Consider the following 18,432-nt stretch of genomic DNA (forward strand, 5'->3'; position numbering starts at 1 on the left):
TAGATCTAACCGCCCGTCATCGGCGGGAAGAACGCGATCTCGCGGGCACCGATGATTGCCGCATCCTGCTTGACATGGGCGTGGTCGATCGCGGCGCGGATCACCGTGGGCTTCTCGAACGCATAGGCATAGGCATCGTCGCGCGCGGTCAGCCAGCCGATCAGGTCGGCGACGGTGCGCACCTCGGCCGGCGGCTCGACGGTCTCTTCGGCCTTGCCGACGCGTTCACGCACCCAGGCGAAATATTTCAGCTTCATCCCTCATCCTCCTTGATGAGGTGATGGATGCCGGCGCGGAAGTAATCCCAGCCGGTATAGATCGTGAAGATCGCCGACATCCACAGCAGCACGATGCCAATCAGGGTGGTGGCCGGGAACACCTGTTCGCCCGCTTCGCCCGCGATCAGAAAGCCGATCGCCACCAGCTGGATCGTCGTCTTCCATTTGGCGAGCTTGGTGACGGGTACGCTGACCCTGAGCCCCGCGAGATATTCGCGCAGGCCCGAGACCAGAATCTCGCGGCACAGGATCACGATCGCCGCCCATAGCGTCCAGCCGTGGATCGAATTGTCGGCGGCCAGCATCAGCAGGCTGGAGGCGACCAATAGCTTGTCGGCGATCGGATCGAGCATCCGGCCGAAGGCGGACTGCTGGTCCCACATCCGGGCGTAATAGCCGTCGAGATAGTCGGTGATCCCCGCCGCAATGAACACGGCAAGCGCCACCCAGCGCAGCCACAACGGGCCGTCCAGGATCGACTGCCAGTAGACGCAGCCGATCACCACCGGAATGGCGGCGATCCGGGCGTAGGTCAGGATATTCGGGAGGGACATGGTCTTGGTCTGTCCCCGGGTCGTGGCGATGTTCATCCGTTCTACCAATACCGCTGAAGCGAGAAGGTCAACCGTGCGGGCGCCAAAGCGCGGCAACATTACGTGGAATCGTCATGGCGCCTTAGCTCGTTGTTTAAGCGTGACCTTTTCGTAACGTTGCCTGACACTTTTCCGCATCATGCCCCAGATGCCCTGTCGCAGGCGACGCCCTGATGAATAGCCTTTGGTTTAACCCGGCTGGGCGTGGAAAAACTCGAAAATCTTGCGGGCACTCTCGGCGCTGACGCCGGGAACCTTACCGAGGTCGGCGATCGAGGCCCGCTCGATCTCCTTGAGCGTTCCGAAGTGGTGCAGCAAGGCACGTTTGCGCGACGGGCCGATGCCCGGGATCTCCTGCAGGCCAGCCTCCCGGATGTCCTTCTTGCGCAGCTTGCGGTGCGAGCCGATCACGAAGCGGTGGGCCTCGTCGCGCAGCCGCTGGATGAAATACAGCACCGGGTCGCGCGGCTCCAGCTTGATGGCCTCGCGGTCCGGCATGAACAGGGTTTCGCGCCCGGCATCGCGCTCCGGCCCCTTGGCCACCGCCATCAGCGAGACCCCGGTCAGGCCGAGATTTGCGAAAATCTCCCTGACCGCGTTGAGCTGGCCGCGGCCGCCGTCGATGATGACGAGATCGGGCCATTGCGGGAACGACTCGTCGTCGGCCTTGTCGCTTTCGTTCGGCTTTGCGCCGTCTTTGGCAGCCTCGCCCTCCGGCGGCTTCAAGAGACGCTTGAAGCGGCGCTCCAGCACCTCGCGCATCATCCCGTAGTCGTCGCCGGGCGTCAGCCCCTCGGACTTGATGTTGAACTTGCGGTACTGGTTCTTCATGAACCCGTCGGGTCCCGCCACGATCATCGCGCCGACCGCGTTGGTGCCCTGAATGTGGCTGTTGTCGTAGACCTCGATGCGCTTTGGCGTGTGCGGCAGGCCGAGCGTCGTGACCATGCCTTCGAGCAGCCGGCTCTGCGTCGCGGTGTCGGCGAGCTTGCGGCCGAGCGCCTCGCGCGCATTGGTGAGCGCATGGCCGATCAGCTCCTTCTTCTCGCCGCGCTTCGGCACGGAGACCTCGACCTTGGATCCGGCCTTCACCGACAGCGCGTCGGCGAGCAGCGCGCTTTCCTCGATCTCGTGCGACAGCAGGATCAGCTTCGGCGGCGGCTTGTCGTCGTAGAATTGCGCGAGGAACGAGGACAGCACCTCCTCGGGCGTGAAGCTTTTCTCGGCCTTCGGGAAATAGGCGCGGTTGCCCCAGTTCTGGCCGGTGCGGAAGAAGAACACCTCGACGCAGGAATAGCCGCCTTCCTGGTGGATCGCGAACACGTCGGCCTCTTCGACCGTGCGCGGGTTGATGCCCTGCTGCGACTGGATCGCCGACAGCGCTGCAAGGCGGTCGCGGTACAGCGCCGCGGTCTCGAATTCGAGCTCGCCGGAGGCCTTCTCCATCTCGGCCGCGAGCAATTCCTTCACGGCGTGGCTGCGGCCGGAGAGGAATTCGGTCGCCTCGCGCACCAGTTCGCTATAGCCGGGGAAATCGATCTCGCGCGTGCAGGGGCCTGCACATCGCTTGATCTGATAGAGCAGGCAGGGCCGGCTGCGGCTTTCGAAGAAGCCGTCGGTGCAGGAGCGGATCAGGAACGCGCGCTGCAGCGCCGTGATGGTGCGGTTGACCGCGCCTGCGTTCGCGAACGGGCCGAAATAGCGTCCGGGCCGCGACTGAGCGCCGCGATGCTTGAGGATCTGCGGCGCCCAATGGTCGCCTGAGATCAGAATATAGGGAAACGATTTGTCGTCGCGCAGCTGCACATTGAAGCGCGGGCGGAGCTGCTTGATCAGGTTGGCTTCGAGCAGCAGCGCCTCGGTCTCGGTCATGGTCGAGACGATCTCGACATGCGTGGTCGCCGCGATCATGCGCAGGATGCGCGCCGGCAGCGGCGCGTTGGCGCGCGCATAGGACGACAGCCGCTTTTTGACGTTCTTCGCCTTGCCGACATAGAGCACGTCGTTGGCGGCATTGAGCATGCGGTAGACGCCGGGCGAGGTCGGGGCGAGGCGGACCGCGTTCTCGATCGCGGCGTGCCCGACCGAGAGCGTCCCCTCGGCGACGGCCTCGGTGGCGTCGTCGGCAGCCTCGGGCAGGCGCGCGTCATCCTCCTCCTCGGCGGCGGAGGTCTCGGGATCGACATCGCTGGTGTCGAGCGTCAGGTCGTCCTGTGACAGGTCGGACTTTGAACCGCGCCGCGGCTTGGAGACGGCCTTGTGGGCCGGCGTCGGGCGCTCGGGAGAATCGTGAACCATGGGCCGTAAACTAAGCGCTTGGGGGACCGCTCGCCAGCGTTGGCGGCACCGGAAAACAGTCCCGATCGCAGCAGGTTACCGAGCCCGCGCCGCGGCCGCGGCCGGCAGGTAACACATTGTTAAGACTGATGAGCAGGCCGGTAACCGAGCTTAACAGCCCTTTAACTTAAAACTCTCGATAAACCTTAGCGAAAAAAGTGGAATTCCGTAACCACGCCGGCCCTGGGGCCGGCGGGCTGCGGCAGTTGCGTGGTGGAGAGTAGCTATGACCCGGTTGGTTGCGCGTGCGCTGGCATTGATCGTCGCAGGCTGGACGACCTCGGCGGCGTCGGCCGATCTCAACTACGGCTCGCCCTATACCGTTTATCAGCCGCTCAATGCCTATAGCTGGGCAGGTCCCTATCTCGGCGGCAACGTCGGCTATGGCTGGGGCTCGGTCGAGAACAACCCGACCAAGCCGTCCGGTTTCGTCGGCGGCGTGCAGGCCGGCTACAATTTCCAGAACGGTTCACCCTGGGTGTTCGGTTTCGAGGCCGATATCCAGGGCACCACGGCCGACGATCGGTTCGCGCCCTGGAAATTCTCCAACCCGTGGTTCGGCACGGTGCGCGGCCGCGCCGGCTATGCGGTCAACAACGTGCTGTTCTATGCGACCGGTGGTCTCGCCTTCGGCGAACTGCGCGGCGAGACCTTCGGCATGACGGAGAGCCACACCAATGCGGGCTTCACCGTCGGCGCCGGCGCCGAAATGGGCTTCGCTCCGCACTGGAGCGCCAAAATCGAATATCTCTACGTCGATCTCGCCAACAGCAACTTCACGGTCACCGGCGGTGCGTCGAACGGCTACAGCTTCAGCCTGGTTCGCGCCGGCATCAACTATCACTTCTGAGAACAAGAAAACGTCTGATCTCAACTCCCGGTCGCGGCTCGCGCGGCCGGGTTTTTCTTTGCGCAGGTCAGGGCGACATCGCGCGCGGCAGCGTCGACGCCGCGGCATCAGCGCAGCCAGCCGGTCGGCCGCACGCATCTGATATGCGGGCACCGTCAGCCGCGTCCGCATCATGCAGGTGGTCATGCAGCGAGCGCGAGCCACGCGCCCGGCAATCAATTCACACGCAACGCTTCATTCGCCGTTCAGGACGAGCCGCGCATCGCGAGGGCTCGTCATGAAACCACCAGGTTGACGGCTTTCGGGCCCTTGCCCTTCTTGTCCGGTTCAACCTCGAACGTAATGCGCTGTCCTTCAGTCAGGTCCTTCAATCCTGCACGCTCGACAGCTGTGATGTGAACGAACACATCGCGGCCGCCATCATCAGGCTTGATGAAGCCGTAGCCACGCTCTCCGTTGAAGAACTTGACTGTCCCAGTCATGGCCATCGGGAAACTCCTCCCCCGTATTGCTCCACCGCTACGCGCACGCCGCGCAGCGGTTGACCGACATTCGCTTGTCGGAAGCTTGGCCACCTGAACAGGCCGGCGTCACGCCGCCGGTCTGCCTGGATTTATTTCGGCCTTGTCACTCCGCCGCAACCATTCGCGGAAGCGGAACGTAAAGCCAGTCGTAACAGGATGAGCATAATACGGTTCCGCGCAAATTGCCTATGCTCAAAATCGAACTTTTCAGTGGGTGCTACCGATCAAGGTTTAGGCGTCTCGAGTCTGAAGCGTGCCGCGCCTCCCTGACCAAGCGGCTTCTCGAGTTCGGGCAGGATGATCTTCAGCTCGTTCGCCAGCGTCCACGGCGGATTCACTATCAAAAGGCCGGTGGAAACGAGGCCAGCGTCGGATTCTTGCGGCGCTACACTGAATTCCAAACGCAAGCATTTGCCGGCGGGCCTGCTGCTTGCTGTTGCAGTGGCCACGCTGCGCGCGAGGTCGTCGGTGGCCCTCCGGGATTTTACGGGGTACCACAAAAGGTACGCGCCGGTCGGCCACTTCGCATGCGCTTCCGTAAAAGCACTGGCCAGCCGCTCGAACTCATCCTTCGCTTCGAACGGCGGATCGATCAGCACGAGGCCGCGCCGCTCGTTCGGCGGCACGAAGGCGGGCAGCGCCATCCAGCCGTCGAGATCGACGACGCGCGCCTGCGCGTCGCGGCGCAATGCATCGATCAACTGCTTGCGCGCGCCGGGCTCGAGCTCGCACGCCGTCAGACGATCTTGCGGACGCAGCAGCGCTCGTGCGATCAGCGGCGATCCCGGATAGGTTTTCAATTCGCCTCTCGGATTGAATGCCCTGACGATGTCGAGATAGGGCCCGATCAAGGGCAACGCCTTGTCTGAGAGCCGCGCCTGCATCAATCGCGCGATGCCGGTGAGCCATTCGCCGCCGCGCTGCGCTTCGCTCGACGTCAAATCGTAGATGCCGGCGCCGGCATGGGTGTCGATGACGCGGAACGGCGCCTGCTTCTCCTGCAAATAGGTGAGCATGCGCACCAGCACGATGTGCTTGATGACGTCGGCAAAGCTGCCGGCATGAAAGGCGTGACGGTAGTTCATGCTGTTATCGCGCTGCGCTCCTGAGGGTGCGCATGTTGTACTTCGTCATGCCCGACCTGTCCCGGCCTTCGCTCAAGCTTCGGCGGGGTTGACGTCTGAGCTCGGCGGGGCCTTGGCGCAGCCGGCTCCCGGGCATCTGCGCCTCGTCTCGCCGGTTTCGCGACGGCGTCGACGACCGGGACGCTCCGCGCGACGACACGCGTCCGCCCGGCGATGACGTGGAGCAGGCTTCAGCCGCCGCGAACCGGCGGCATCAGCACCTGATCGCGGCGGCAGGCGCGGCGATCGATTTCCTCGCAGGACCGGAATTGCAGATCCTTGCTGAGGCAGATCCGCACTTCGCTGAGCCGCTTGCTGTCGCAGGTCACCGAGATCGCGGAGTTGCTGAGCCCGGGATTGGCCTTGATGAACGCCGTCTCGAGTTCGTCGGGCGCGACCGTCTTCGGCTCCGACAGTTGCAGGAATTCCTCGGGGATCTTCACCGCGGCGCGGGCCTTGCGGATGGCTTCGAAATAGGCGCGCTCGCCGAGGCCGGAGCAGGTGCCGTGCTTGTCCCACTCGTTGTAGATCAGTCCGGGCGCCGGCATCAGGTCGAGCATCGAGGTCATGATGTTGCGGGCGAGCCGCGGCGAGGGGCGCTGGCAGTATTCCGGAAAGCCGCGCTCATATTGCGGCCACAGGCCGTGCACCACGAAGGAGTAGGGCCGTCCGCCGCACTGCGCCTGCGTGCCGCGGCCGTTGTTGCCGCGCTCGCTCGCCGCCTCGCAGAACGACGGCGACCAGGACAGCGACAGCACGTAGAAATCGAACTCGCCCGGCGCATTCTGGCGGCGATCCTGGGCCGAAGCCGCCACCGCTCCGCTCAGAACAAAGGCAATCGAAATCAAAAATCGGGAAATTGTGACCAACCGAGGCATCAAACGCTCCCTCACGCGACCGTTCGGAGCCTAGCAGGCTACCGGAACATTTCAAGAACAAAAAGCCGCCGGCTGAATGGCGGCGGCTTCTGTTTTACTAATCCGGTCGGAGATCAGGGCCGCGCGGCCTTGCAGGACGGATTATAGGCCCAGTTGCGGTCAAGCCCGGCGACGCACCATTCGACGCCCTGGTTGAAGCCGGAAAAGCCGCCGTCCTCGATGATCGAATAGTGAACCTTGCGCACCTTGCCGTCGCTCAGCAGCGCGTCACCCGAGCAATAGCGGCGCGGGATATTGTCGGCCTGCCAGGGCCGGAACGCGGTTTCGTGAACCCCGCTGAAGCCGGTGATGACGAGCGGCGAATTCCAGAAGGTGGCTTCCTTCTCGTGGAATTGATCGCTGATGGCCGCCAGGGCCTTCTCGCACGGGGCGACATTGCCGTCGTAGCGCGGGCCCGACAGCCAGAAATTCAGCTCGAACGGATTGGCGGCCTGGGCCGTGCCCCCGAAGGCCAGCGTGCCGACCACGAGTGCGGCGCCGAGGCCAAGCGTGCGGCCGAGTTTGTTGCGGGAGTTGAACAGGTTGCGCATGGGAATCCACCCGATTATCCGATGCGGCGGACGGTGCCGTGAAGCCCCGGCAAGGTCAAGTGCAACGCGGCAACACCTGCCGAGAAGTCCACCTTTAGCTGCCGGCTCGTTCTTTTCACCGTCGCCGGCGCACTCTATGTTGGCATCCAGCGAAATGGAGTCTGCGATGCGAAGGAAATTGGCTGCGTGCCTGGTTGCCGTTTGCGGGATGCTGGCCGTCGGTCCGGCGCAAGCCGACTGGATGCAGCCGGTGCCGCCGTTCAAGGGTAATGATACCGGCGGTATCATCGCCTATACCCTGGCGACCCAGACCGACGCCCGTCAACTCGCCGTCGATCACTGCGCCTCCTATGGCAAGGTCGCCAAGTTCCTTGCGGTGCAGCGCTATCCGGGCGGCTACATCTCCTTCGCCTGCCGCTGGGTACCCTATGGCTCGGCGCAGAGGCCGGTGCGCACGCTCTACTGAGCGCGCCCTCAAATCCTTCGATCGTTCAGCCGGGAGCTAGCCGCATGACCCGACAGCTTGCCTTGCTTGGCTCTGCCGTTTGCCTTGTCCTGTCGGCCGGCGCCGCAAGCGCCGTGGACCTGCCGATCCGCAAGGCCGGTCTGTGGGAGATGAAGATGGTGCGGACCGGCGGTCCGATGCCGGAAATCACCATGCAGCACTGCACCGACGAGACCACCGACAAGGAGATGAGCGCGGCGGCCTCGCCGATGGCCAAGGAAGTCTGCTCCAAGCAGGACGTCCAGAAGACCGCGACCGGCTATGTCAGCGACAGCGTGTGCAGCGTCGCCGGCATGTCGATGCAGAGCCATGCCGAGATCGTCGGTGATTTCAATTCCGCCTACACGGTGAAGAGCACCTCCCATGCCGAGGGCGGCGCGGCCGGCTCCCGCGACACCACGATGACCATCGAGGCGAAATGGCTCGGCGCCTGCAAGAGCGACCAGAAGCCCGGTGACATCATCATGCCCGGCGGCATGAAGATGAACATCAAGGACATGGAAAAGCTGAAGGGCCTGCTGCCCAAGCAGAAGTAAGGCGCAGCGCTTCCGGTTGCGGCCGCGCGCCTGAATGCATCGCCTCTCATGCCGAGAGGTTGCGACACTGTTCACCCCGTCATTGCGAGGAGCGATAGCGACGAAGCAATCCATGCTTCCGCGTACGCCGTGCGATGGATTGCTTCGCTTCGCTCGCAATGACGAGGATAGATCCGTCACCTCCGCTGGTTCGCGCCAGCCGTCAGCGTGCAATGACGCGGACTACGGATCGAAGATGTCGCGCGCGACTGCGCAACGCGTGAGCATTGCAGGATGCAATCAACATCGTCGAGAGGGCGCCTTGTATCTCGCGAGCAATCCGAGAGAGCGAAGATGCGCATCGACTGCTTGGTGCTGATTGCTTGCTCTCCGTGCTGATAGGTGCTGCGACAATGTGTCGTTTTTGAATCGCTCCAATGTCGCGCGTCGTCCGCGCTTCAAGCGATTCTATTTTGCACGTGTGGAATTTCGCTCTTCTCGCCGATAGAAGTCCGCCCCAGTCGATGCCCGCGCAATGACGAACACGCAGGCTCGATCGAGATCAGTCTGGGGGATGTGTTCGGTGGGAATGGCTTCGTATCGGAGCAGGCGCAGCTTGCTCGGATCAACGGCTGCGATCAACGCAGCGTTTCTCGGTTCGGTCATGCTTGCGCCAGTCGGCGCATACGTCGCGAGCGCTCAGGTGCAAACCGGCTCTCCGCAGAACGATGCAAATGTGCTTCCGGCGGTGACGGTGGATCAACCCGGCGCTGCAAGGAAGCGCAGTGCAGTTGCTTCAAGTCAGAACACCAGGTCTTCGCGCGCGGTCGCGGCGAGCCGACGCAGTCGTGTTGCGGCGCCCGCTCAGAGCCAGGCTCCGCGGTCGCCGGGCTTAGCCGGCGCGATCGGTACGACGACCGGTTACGTCGCGACCGGCAGCACGGCCGGCACCAAGACCAACACGGCGCTGATCGAGACGCCGCAGTCGCTTTCAGTCGTCACGCAGAAGGAGCTCAGGGATCGCAACGTTCAGACGCTCAAGGACGCCGTCAGTTACACGCCTGGCGTCACCACCACGGCGTTCGGCTATGATCCCAGGTTCGACAGTTTCTACATTCGAGGTTTCGATGCGACCTATACCGGGATCTATCGCGACGGCCTGCGCCAGGGCGGCGGTAACTTCGCGATTCCCAAGATCGAGCCTTACGGTCTCGACAGCGTGTCGATCCTGCGCGGCCCGGCCTCGGGCCTCTATGGTCTTGGCTCTCCCGGCGGCATCGTCGACGTCACCACCAAGCGACCGCCGTTGACGGCGTTCGGCGAGGTGCAGCTGCAAGGCGGCACCTACGATCGCTACCAGGGCAGCTTCGATATCGGCGGTCCGGTGCCGGGCAGCGATCAGCTGTATTACCGGCTCACCGGTTTGCTCCGTGACGCAAAGACCTGGTATCCCGGCAACGACGATGATCGCGCCTATATCGCGCCGGCGCTGACCTGGCGGCCGGATGCCGATACGTCGTTCACGATCCTGAGCGAATATCAGAGCAGCCGGACCGCCGCGAGCATCGGCAACTTCCGCACGCCCGACGGACGATTGACCGACATCTACTCGAACGATCCGGCCTTCAGCGCCATGGATCAGAAGCAGTATCGCATCGGCTATGCGTTCGAACACCATGTCGACGACGTGTGGACGGTGCGGCAGAACTTCCGCTTCTATCAGGTCGACACGGACGCGAAATACACCCAGATCGATTCGATCGACAGCAGCACCAATCTCGCGTCGCGCTCCGCCTGGCGGATCCTGGATCGTTTCAACACCGTGACGCTCGACAATCAGGCCGAGGCCAAGTTCAATCTCGGCGCGATCAAGAACACGGCGCTGTTCGGCGTCGATTACGGGCACGCCTACTACAACGACAAGATCGGCTACGGAGCAGCTCCCGATCTCAATCTCCTGACCATGAATTACGGCGCCCAGGCGATCGCGACGCCGGCATTCTCGATCTTCAACAAGCAGTCGACCGACGAGGTCGGCCTCTATGCGCAGGAGCAGGCCAGGCTCGGCGGCTTCATCCTGACGCTCAATGGCCGTCAGAGCTGGGTGTCGCAAACCACGACGGCAGGTCTCGACGGCGTGCCGTCGACGCAGAAAGCCAACGCCTTCACCGGCCGCGCGGGCCTCGCTTACGTCTTCGACAACGGCATCGCGCCCTATGTCAGCTACGCGACGTCCTTTGCTCCGCAGGTCGGCGTCGACGCATCGGGATCGCCGTTCAAGGCGACCGCCGGCGAGCAGAAGGAGGTGGGCATCAAGTACCAGATGCCGCAGCTTCCGGTGCTGCTGACCGCTGCGGTGTTCGACATCACGCAGGACAATGTCTTGCGCACTGATCCCGGCAACATGGCCTTCCAGGCCGCAACCGGGCAGGTCGAGTCCAAAGGCGTGGAGCTCGAGGCGAAGCTGGCGCTCAAGCAGGGCTTCGATCTCACCGCGGCCTACACCCATCTCAACGTCGTGATCACGCAGGGCAATCCCGACACGACCGGCAATGAGCTCTCCGGCATTCCGAGAAATTCCTTCGCCGCCTTCGGCAAATACACCTTCCAGTCCGGCGTTCCGGTCGAAGGGCTCGGGCTTGGTCTCGGCGTCCGCTATATCGGAACGAACTTCGGCAACGACCAGAACACGTTCCAGAATGCGGCGACGACGTTGTTCGATGCCGTGATCGATTACGATTTGGCCAAGCTCGACCGGCGCTTCCTCGGCGCCACCATGCGCGTCAATGCCACCAATCTGTTCGACACGCGCTATCAGACCTGCCAGTCCGGCTACTGCTATGCCGGAGAACGGCGTCAGGTGATCGGCACCTTGTCCTACCGCTGGTAGCTCTGGCTTGTTGTTTGGACGCGTTTTCTTCACGCGAACCGGCGTCCAGTTCGCTCGAAAACGCGATGCTAGACAGGCACCCGCACCTGCGCCCGCAGGCCGCCCATCGGGCTTTCGCCGAGCATGATATCGCCGCCATGCGAGCGGGCGATGTCGCGGGCGATTGCCAGTCCGAGGCCGGTGCCGCCTTCATCCTGGTTGCGGGCGTCATCGAGCCGCAGGAACGGCTTGAACACTTCCTCGCGCATGTTGGCGGGGATGCCGGGGCCGTCGTCGTCGACCGTGATGTTGAGATAGCGGTGGTCGCGCTGGCCGGTGATCGAGATCGTGTTGGCATGGCGCGCCGCGTTGGACACGAGGTTGGCGAGGCAGCGCTTGAACGAGGCCGGCTTCACCGTGACGACGGGCAGGCCGTGGAACGCGACGGTCGCGGTGTGGCCGTTGCGCTCGGCGTCGCTGCGTAATTCCTCAAGCGCCATCGCCATGTCGGTCGGCTGCGCCACCTCGCCGGAATCGCCGCGCGCGAAGGCGAGGTAGTCTTCCAGCATCATCGACATCTCGTCGACGTCCTTGCGCATCGCGTCGATCTCGGGACCTTCACCAATCAGCGCGAGCTCGAGCTTGAAGCGGGTCAGGATGGTGCGCAAATCGTGCGACACGCCGGCGAGCATCGCGGTGCGCTGCTCGATCGAGCGCTCGACGCGCGCCTTCATCTCGATGAAGGCCTGTGCCGCGCGCCGCACCTCGCGCGCGCCGCGCGGCCGGAAGTTCGGCGCCTCGCGGCCCTTGCCGAAACTCTCGGCGGCGTCGGCGAGCCGCAGGATCGGCTTGATCTGGTTGCGCAGGAACAGCACGGCGACGATCAGGAGGATCGTCGAGGTGCCAAGCATCCAGAAGATGAAGATCTCCGAATTCGAGGCGTAGGCTGCGCTGCGCTGGGCGAAGATCCGCATCACGGAATCGTCGAGCTGCACGCGGATCTCGACCAGATTGGACTTGCCGACGGTGTCGATCCAGAACGGACGGCTGATCTGGCGGCCGAGTTGCACCGAGAGGGTCTGGTCGAGCAGCGAGAAGAACGGCTTCGGCCCCGGCGGCGGCATGTCGCCGGCGGGGAGGAAGTCGACCACCAGCTGCAGCTTCTGGGCGATGTGGCGAAGCTGCGCGCGGTCCTTGTCCTGCGGGTAATTCTTGTAGACGTCGATCAGCGCGGCGATGTCGGACACCACCGCGGCCGACAGGCGCCGCGTCACCGTATTCCAGTGCCGCTCCATGAACACGAACGCCACCACGGTCTGCAGGATCACCATCGGCACGATCATGATCAGCAGCGCGCGGGCGTAGAGGCCGGTCGGCATCCAGCTCTTGAACGCATTGCCCATCCAGCCGTTCGCCTTCGAGACGCGCTGCGAGGCGTTCTTGATCAGGGTCAGGCCGGAATCGAGCGTGCTCATGCGGTATCTTTACGGCGAGGCGACCAGGCGATAGCCGATGCCGCGGACCGCCTGCAGGAACAGCGGATTGGCGGGATCGTGCTCGATCTTGCGGCGCAGGCGGTTGATCTGCACGTCGACCGCGCGTTCGTTGACGGTGCCGCCGGAGGTCAGCTCGGCGCGCGGCACGGTCTCGCCGGGCGCGCTGGCGAGGATCCGCAGCATCTCGCGCTCGCGGTCGGTGAGATGGATGATCTCCTCGCCCTGACGCAGCTCGCTGCGTTCGATGTGGAAGATGTAGGGGCCGAACGCGATCTGTTCGACCACCGTGACCTGCGGCGGCGCAGTGCGCTTGAGGATATTGCCGATGCGCAGCACCAGCTCGCGCGGCTCGAACGGCTTGGCGACATAGTCGTCGGCGCCGATCTGCAGGCCCTCGATGCGGGCCTCCGCCTCATGGCGGGCGGTCAGCATGATGATCGGCACCGTGGAGGAGGTGCGGATGAAACGGGCGAGGTCGAAGCCGTTCTCGCCGGGCATCATGACGTCGAGGATGAGCAGGTCGAAATGCAGCCCGAGCAGCTTGGCGCGCGCGTCGGTGGCGCTCATCGCCGTCGTGACGCGATAGCCTTCGCCGGACAGAAAGCGCGACAACAGGTCGCGAATACGCCGATCGTCGTCGACCAGCAGGAGGTGCGGCGCGTCGTCGGCCGGCTCGACCGGCGCGCGCATCATGGTTGCAGCCTGCACCAGGTTCACTCCCTTGTTTTCTTGCCGCCGCCGAAGATCGCTTCGAGCACCTTGTCAGGATCGTCGCGGTCGATCATCGCGCGGAGGAACTGGCGAACCGTCTCGACGCCGGCCGGATCGATGCCGGCGATCGCGCGGTTGATGCGGTCGGTCTGCAGCCCTGCGAGCTTGGCGACCAGCGCCTCGCCCTTCGGCGTGGCGTAGAGCAGGCGCTGCCGGCGGTCGTTGTTGCCGGTCTTCTGCACGATGTAGCCTTCGTCCAAGAGCTGCTTGAGCACGCGCCCGAGCGATTGCTTGGTGATGCGCAGGACGTCGAGCAGGTCCGCGACCTTCAGGCCGGGATAGCGGGTGACGAAGTGGATGACGCGGTGGTGGGCGCGGCCGAAACCGAATGCCTCCAGCTCCTGGTCGGCGTCGCCGACAAAGTCGCGGTAGGCGAAGAACAGCAGCTCGATGATGTCCCAGCGCAGGTCGCGTCCGCCCGCGGCAGGAGCGTGATCGTCTCCCTGCGAATCGGGCTTGGCTGCCATGCCTGAGAAATTTATGTCAGTCATATTGACGTATCTTGGGTTCAATGTTACAAAACTGCCTGTCACGACGAAACATTAGGTCGTTTCGTTCCCGACAGCGTTTGAGTCGGCCTGCAAGAGCCTGTGAGGCGGTTTGGGCCGCAAATTGGACTACCGTGCGATTGTCGAGCGGCATTTCGGCAAACATACTGGACTTCAGCATTCCGCAAAAGCATGTCTAAACGGCATGTTGGAGATGGAAACCGGCCCGTGCGGCCGGTGGTGGTGAAGTCCGGGCCAGCCGAGCCTGGTGGCTCCGGGGGAAACAGGCCGGCGCCCGGTATGGCGCCGGTTCCGACAGCGGAAAGCAAGAAAAATGACTTTGAAATTCGACATCCAGCCTTCGCCGAATGCAACCTCCGACAAGGATCGCGCGGCGAAGCTCGTGGACCCGGGCTTCGGCCGCGTCTTCACCGACCACATGGCGATCGTCCGCTACAGCCAGGGCAAGGGCTGGCACAGCGCCCGCGTCGAGGCCCGCGCGAATTTCCCGCTCGATCCGGCCGGCGCGGTGCTGCACTACGCCCAGGAAATCTTCGAAGGTCTCAAGGCCTACCGGCGCGATGATGGCGGCGTGAACCTGTTCCGTCCCGACGCCAACGCCCGCCGCTTCCACGATTCGGCCGAGCGCATGGCGATGGCGCCGCTGCCCGAGGATGTGTTCATCGACGCGGTCGAGCAGCTGGTGCGGATCGATCGTGCCTGGATCCCGGGCGGCGAGGGCAGTCTCTATCTGCGGCCATTCATGATCGCGAGCGAGGTCTTCCTCGGCGTGAAGCCGTCGGCGGAATACATCTTCTCGGTGATCGCATCGCCGGTCGGCTCCTATTTCAAGGGTGGTCCCGCGCCGGTGTCGATCTGGGTGTCGGAGAATTACACGCGCGCCGCGATCGGCGGCACCGGCGCCGTCAAGTGCGGCGGCAATTATGCCGCCAGCCTGCGCGCGCAGGCGGAGGCGATCGAGCGCGGCTGCGACCAGGTCGTGTTCCTCGATGCGGTCGAGCGCCGCTACATCGAGGAGCTCGGCGGCATGAACATCTTCTTCGCGTTCGACGACGGCTCGCTGCTGACTCCGCCGCTCGGCACCATCCTGCCCGGCATCACCCGCGACTCGATCATCGCGCTCGCCAAGGATGCCGGCACGCGCGTGCGCGAGGAGCTCTACACCATCCAGCAGTGGCGCGCCGACGCCGCCAGCGGCAAGCTGAAGGAAGCGTTCGCCTGCGGCACCGCGGCCGTGATCTCGCCGATCGGCAAGGTGTGCTCGGCGAGCGGCGATTTCCAGATCAGCGGCGGCGTGGCCGGCCCTGTGGCCATGGGCCTGCGCAAGAAGCTTGTCGACATCCAGTACGGTCGCACCAACGACCCGCATAACTGGATCAGAAACGTCGCCTGACACTGCGGGTCCACCGCTGACGGGTATCAATTTGGCGCCTCTTCCTGTGCAGGGAAGAGGCGCTTTGCTTTGGAACTCCAGCAAGCACGCCGACCCTTCGCTTCGTTCGTCATTTTTCCGTGCTATCAGCCGTCATCGCATGAACGGGCTGCCGCGAGCGCGCGACAAAGTCTCGCCTATCGCTTCAAGCAATCTCAACTCACGTGATGAAATGACCAAAACTCTCGTAACACGTCTGACTTCTGCCGTGCTGATGACGGCTGCATTCGCGTTCGCCGGAACGAGCACCGTGCGCGCGGAGGACCGCTCGCCCGTGATCGATGTTCGCACGGCCGACCCGGAGATGAATGCCGCGATCGCCCATGCGCGCGAGACGCTTCCGGCATTCTGGGCCTCCTATGAGGCGCCAAAGCCGTCCGAGACCCAGCACTCCCTGAAGGTCCGCTTTCCGACCCATCGCAATGAGGGCGAGCACATCTGGATGCGCGAGGTGAAGAAACTGCCGAACGGCGGCTATGCTGGCCGGTTCGCCAACCAGCCGCGCGACCTGCCGGGCAAGCAGGCCGGCGACCTCGTCGAGTTCAAGGAGGCCGATATCTCGGACTGGATGTTCATGCGCAACGGCAAGATCGTCGGCGGCGAGACCATCAAGCCGCTGCTGAAATCGATGCCGAAGGCCGACGCCGACGCGCTTCGCGCGCGGATGGAGCAGCCTTAAAGGCCGGCGTTTTAGCCGCGGCGGGGCGCAGAGCGGGTTGCCGCTTTGCGCGTCCACTGATAAATGCCGCCAATGGCCGAAAAACCCAAAAAACCCCAGAAACTGAAGGCGCGCCTGCCGCGCGGGCTGGAAGATCGCGGCCCGGCCGCGATCAACGCCACGCGGGCGATGGTCGAGAAGATCCGCGCCGTCTACGAGCTCTACGGCTTCGAGCCGGTGGAGACGCCGGCGATGGAATACACCGACGCGCTCGGCAAGTTCCTGCCCGATCAGGACCGTCCCAACGAGGGCGTATTCTCGTTCCAGGACGATGACGAGCAGTGGATCTCGCTGCGCTACGATTTGACCGCGCCGCTGGCGCGCTATGTCGCGGAGAATTTCGACGCGCTGCCGAAGCCGTACCGGTCCTATCGTTTCGGTTATGTCTTCCGCAACGAGAAGCCGGGTCCCGGCCGCTTCCGTCAGTTCATGCAGTTCGATGCTGACACGGTCGGCTCGGCGACGCCGGCGGCCGATGCCGAGATCTGCATGATGGCGGCCGACACGATGGAAGCGCTCGGCATTCCGCGCGGCTCCTATGTCGTGAAGGTGAACAACCGCAAGGTGCTCGACGGCGTACTCGAGGCGATCGGCCTCGGCGGCGACGACAATGCAGGCCGCAGGCTCACCGTGCTGCGTGCGATCGACAAGCTCGACAAGTTTCCCGCCGACGAGGTTCGCAAGCTGCTCGGTCCCGGACGATGGGATGGCGGTGAAGAGGGCAAGGGCGACTTCACCAAGGGCGCTGAGTTGAGCCCGGCGGATGCCGATATCGTGCTGGCCGTCACGCAGCAGCGCGACGACTGGAAACAGGCGATCGCTGCGGCCGAGACCTACCTTGCCAAGAGTGCGGTTGGTCAAGCCGGCGTGAGCGAGCTTGAAGAGATCGCCAAGCTGGTGGCGGCGTCCGGCTATGGCGCGGATCGCATCCGCATCGATCCCACCGTCGTTCGTGGGCTCGAATACTACACCGGCCCGGTCTACGAAGTTGAGCTGCTGCTCGACACCAAGGACGAGAAGGGCCGCCCGGTGCGGTTCGGCTCGGTCGGCGGTGGTGGCCGCTATGACGGCCTCGTGTCGCGCTTCCGCGGCGAGCCGGTGCCCGCGACCGGCTTCTCGATCGGCGTGTCGCGCCTGCAGGCGGCGCTGACCATGCTCGGCCAGCTCGACACGCAGGCCGAGTTCGGCCCCGTGGTCGTCACCGTGTTCGATCGCGACCGCGTCGCCGACTACCAGAAGATGGTCGCGCGGCTGCGCCAGGCCGGCATCCGCGCCGAGCTCTATCTCGGCAATCCGAAGAACATGGGCAACCAGCTCAAATATGCCGACCGCCGCAATTCGCCTTGCGTCATCATCCAGGGCTCTGACGAGAAGGCGCGCGGCGAGGTGCAGATCAAGGATCTGATCGAGGGTGCCAAGGCGGCGGCTGCGATCGCCTCCAACCAGGAATGGCGCGAAACGCGTCCGGCGCAGTTTTCCTGCGCGGAGGCCGATCTGGTCGCGAAAGTCCGCGAAGTCCTCGCGCGGCATGGCGTAGCGTGGGGATAGCTGGTTTGTCATGCGCGGGCTTGACCCGCGCATCCATCTTCAAAAAGATGCAGCGCCCGCCAGACCGGCAAATGACCGGCTTGCGCGTCAACGACAACCAGGGAGACATTCCAATGCCTGAGATCACCGTGAGCATGGCCGCCGGCCGCACCGACGAGCAGAAACTCGGCATGATGCGCGACATCACCCAGGCGCTGGTGAAGAATCTCGGCGTCGATGCCGACGCGGTCGTGATCCAGATCAACGAAGCGCCGCTGCATCACAAGATGAAGGGCGGCAAGTCGTTCGTCGAGCGCGCGGCCGCGGCGAAGAAATAACCCGGCTTTCTCCACGAGTCGTCCCTGCGAAAGCAGGGACCCATAACCACCGATGCCCGGTTGTTAGACTCGCTGGGGCCCCAGCTTCTAACGATCAGCACTGGTGGTTATGGGTCCCGGCCTTCGCCGGGACGACAGCTGTTTTGAGGCACCAATGGACGCACGCGACTTCATCAAGATCGGCATGAGCGCCGAACGCATGCTCGTGGTGCCGCCGGAGCGCACGGTCGGGCATTTCGTGCCGGGCATGCCGATGGTCTATGCGACGCCGATGATGATCCTCGAAATGGAGATGGCGTCGGGTGATGCGATCCGTGGCGCGTTGCAGCCCGGCTGGGTCACGGTCGGCACCGAGGTCGATATCCGCCACCTTGCCGCTGCACTCGTCGGCGCCACGGTACGCACCACCGCAAAAGTGATCGCGGTCGAGCGCCGCGTGATCCGCTTCGAGGTCGAGGCGTTCGAGGGCACGCGCAAGCTCGGCGAAGGCCGCCACGTCCGCGGCCTGATCAATGTCGAGAGTTTTAATAAGCGTCTTGCCGGAACGTCGGCGCAAGCGCAATGAACGCCCTCTTTGA

Annotated in this window: 19 protein-coding genes; 9 read left to right on the forward strand and 10 right to left on the reverse strand. The window is 64.1% G+C overall.

Features of this window, described 5'->3' with window-relative positions:
* Positions 1 to 5: 5 nt before the first annotated feature.
* From moaD to uvrC, 3 genes are all read right to left on the reverse strand, one after another.
* Positions 6 to 257, reverse strand: a complete 252-nt coding sequence (moaD, locus tag FBZ93_RS16005; RefSeq protein WP_146986872.1) for a molybdopterin converting factor subunit 1 — start codon at positions 255 to 257, stop codon at positions 6 to 8.
* The gene (gene pgsA, locus FBZ93_RS16010) at positions 254 to 868 is read right to left on the reverse strand and encodes a CDP-diacylglycerol--glycerol-3-phosphate 3-phosphatidyltransferase (RefSeq protein WP_016844474.1); all 615 of its coding nucleotides are present in this window, start codon (positions 866 to 868) and stop codon (positions 254 to 256) included. The genes moaD and pgsA overlap by 4 nt, the downstream gene beginning before the upstream one ends.
* Before the next feature lie 192 nt (positions 869 to 1,060).
* Positions 1,061 to 3,169, reverse strand: a complete 2,109-nt coding sequence (gene uvrC, locus FBZ93_RS16015) for an excinuclease ABC subunit UvrC (RefSeq protein WP_146986873.1) — start codon at positions 3,167 to 3,169, stop codon at positions 1,061 to 1,063.
* A 265-nt stretch (positions 3,170 to 3,434) separates the two neighbouring features.
* Here uvrC and FBZ93_RS16020 point away from each other — a divergent pair, with 265 nt between their 5' ends.
* Positions 3,435 to 4,058, forward strand: a complete 624-nt coding sequence (locus FBZ93_RS16020) for an outer membrane protein (protein WP_146986874.1) — start codon at positions 3,435 to 3,437, stop codon at positions 4,056 to 4,058.
* 275 nt (positions 4,059 to 4,333) lie between these two features.
* Here FBZ93_RS16020 and FBZ93_RS16025 read toward each other — a convergent pair whose 3' ends face one another.
* From FBZ93_RS16025 to FBZ93_RS16040, 4 genes are all read right to left on the reverse strand, one after another.
* On the reverse strand, positions 4,334 to 4,546 hold the full coding sequence (locus tag FBZ93_RS16025) for a cold-shock protein (RefSeq protein WP_016844477.1): 213 nt from the start codon (positions 4,544 to 4,546) through the stop codon (positions 4,334 to 4,336).
* Positions 4,547 to 4,806: 260 nt separating this feature from the next.
* The gene (locus tag FBZ93_RS16030) at positions 4,807 to 5,667 is read right to left on the reverse strand and encodes a 23S rRNA (adenine(2030)-N(6))-methyltransferase RlmJ (protein ID WP_146986875.1); all 861 of its coding nucleotides are present in this window, start codon (positions 5,665 to 5,667) and stop codon (positions 4,807 to 4,809) included.
* 230 nt (positions 5,668 to 5,897) lie between these two features.
* Entirely contained in the window at positions 5,898 to 6,584 is a 687-nt protein-coding gene (locus FBZ93_RS16035; protein ID WP_433995413.1) for a ribonuclease T2 family protein, read from the reverse strand.
* A gap of 113 nt (positions 6,585 to 6,697) precedes the next feature.
* Positions 6,698 to 7,174 (reverse strand): hypothetical protein, encoded by a 477-nt coding sequence (locus FBZ93_RS16040; RefSeq protein ID WP_146986876.1) that lies wholly within the window; start codon positions 7,172 to 7,174, stop codon positions 6,698 to 6,700.
* A 166-nt stretch (positions 7,175 to 7,340) separates the two neighbouring features.
* On the opposite strand from FBZ93_RS16040, the gene FBZ93_RS16045 reads away from it, so the two are divergent.
* The 3 genes from FBZ93_RS16045 to FBZ93_RS16055 all read left to right on the forward strand — a co-directional run bounded on the left by FBZ93_RS16045 (position 7,341) and on the right by FBZ93_RS16055 (position 11,084).
* On the forward strand, positions 7,341 to 7,640 hold the full coding sequence (locus tag FBZ93_RS16045; RefSeq protein ID WP_146986877.1) for a hypothetical protein: 300 nt from the start codon (positions 7,341 to 7,343) through the stop codon (positions 7,638 to 7,640).
* 44 nt (positions 7,641 to 7,684) lie between these two features.
* On the forward strand, positions 7,685 to 8,215 hold the full coding sequence (locus FBZ93_RS16050; RefSeq protein WP_146986878.1) for a DUF3617 domain-containing protein: 531 nt from the start codon (positions 7,685 to 7,687) through the stop codon (positions 8,213 to 8,215).
* 682 nt (positions 8,216 to 8,897) lie between these two features.
* Positions 8,898 to 11,084, forward strand: coding sequence for a TonB-dependent siderophore receptor (locus tag FBZ93_RS16055; RefSeq protein WP_246667506.1), 2,187 nt, complete (start codon positions 8,898 to 8,900; stop codon positions 11,082 to 11,084).
* Between the two features lie 68 nt (positions 11,085 to 11,152).
* Here the strand turns inward: FBZ93_RS16055 and FBZ93_RS16060 are convergent, their stop codons facing one another.
* Genes FBZ93_RS16060 through FBZ93_RS16070 form a run of 3 tightly spaced genes read right to left on the reverse strand, consistent with a single transcriptional unit; the run spans position 11,153 to position 13,821 of the window.
* Positions 11,153 to 12,538, reverse strand: a complete 1,386-nt coding sequence (locus tag FBZ93_RS16060; protein ID WP_146986880.1) for an ATP-binding protein — start codon at positions 12,536 to 12,538, stop codon at positions 11,153 to 11,155.
* A gap of 9 nt (positions 12,539 to 12,547) precedes the next feature.
* Positions 12,548 to 13,252, reverse strand: a complete 705-nt coding sequence (locus FBZ93_RS16065) for a response regulator transcription factor (RefSeq protein WP_433995416.1) — start codon at positions 13,250 to 13,252, stop codon at positions 12,548 to 12,550.
* 20 nt (positions 13,253 to 13,272) lie between these two features.
* A complete protein-coding gene (locus FBZ93_RS16070; protein ID WP_050424914.1) occupies positions 13,273 to 13,821 on the reverse strand; it encodes a MarR family winged helix-turn-helix transcriptional regulator in 549 nt (182 codons plus the stop codon).
* Positions 13,822 to 14,152: 331 nt separating this feature from the next.
* Here FBZ93_RS16070 and FBZ93_RS16075 point away from each other — a divergent pair, with 331 nt between their 5' ends.
* The 5 genes from FBZ93_RS16075 to FBZ93_RS16095 all read left to right on the forward strand — a co-directional run bounded on the left by FBZ93_RS16075 (position 14,153) and on the right by FBZ93_RS16095 (position 18,419).
* Positions 14,153 to 15,232 carry a branched-chain amino acid aminotransferase gene (locus tag FBZ93_RS16075; RefSeq protein ID WP_146986882.1) on the forward strand — a complete coding sequence of 360 codons (1,080 nt, stop codon included), beginning with the start codon at positions 14,153 to 14,155 and terminating at the stop codon, positions 15,230 to 15,232.
* Positions 15,233 to 15,485: 253 nt separating this feature from the next.
* Positions 15,486 to 15,950 (forward strand): YegJ family protein, encoded by a 465-nt coding sequence (locus tag FBZ93_RS16080; protein ID WP_246667519.1) that lies wholly within the window; start codon positions 15,486 to 15,488, stop codon positions 15,948 to 15,950.
* A 72-nt stretch (positions 15,951 to 16,022) separates the two neighbouring features.
* Complete coding sequence (gene hisS / locus FBZ93_RS16085; protein WP_146986884.1) at positions 16,023 to 17,537, forward strand: histidine--tRNA ligase; 1,515 nt, start codon at positions 16,023 to 16,025, stop codon at positions 17,535 to 17,537.
* Positions 17,538 to 17,650: 113 nt separating this feature from the next.
* Complete coding sequence (locus FBZ93_RS16090; RefSeq protein WP_018269806.1) at positions 17,651 to 17,854, forward strand: tautomerase family protein; 204 nt, start codon at positions 17,651 to 17,653, stop codon at positions 17,852 to 17,854.
* A gap of 154 nt (positions 17,855 to 18,008) precedes the next feature.
* Positions 18,009 to 18,419 (forward strand): thioesterase family protein, encoded by a 411-nt coding sequence (locus FBZ93_RS16095; RefSeq protein WP_146986885.1) that lies wholly within the window; start codon positions 18,009 to 18,011, stop codon positions 18,417 to 18,419.
* The last annotated feature ends 13 nt before the right edge of the window (positions 18,420 to 18,432 follow it).

It is taken from the genome of Bradyrhizobium macuxiense (assembly GCF_007993935.1).
In the GTDB taxonomy this organism is placed as follows: domain Bacteria; phylum Pseudomonadota; class Alphaproteobacteria; order Rhizobiales; family Xanthobacteraceae; genus Bradyrhizobium; species Bradyrhizobium macuxiense_A.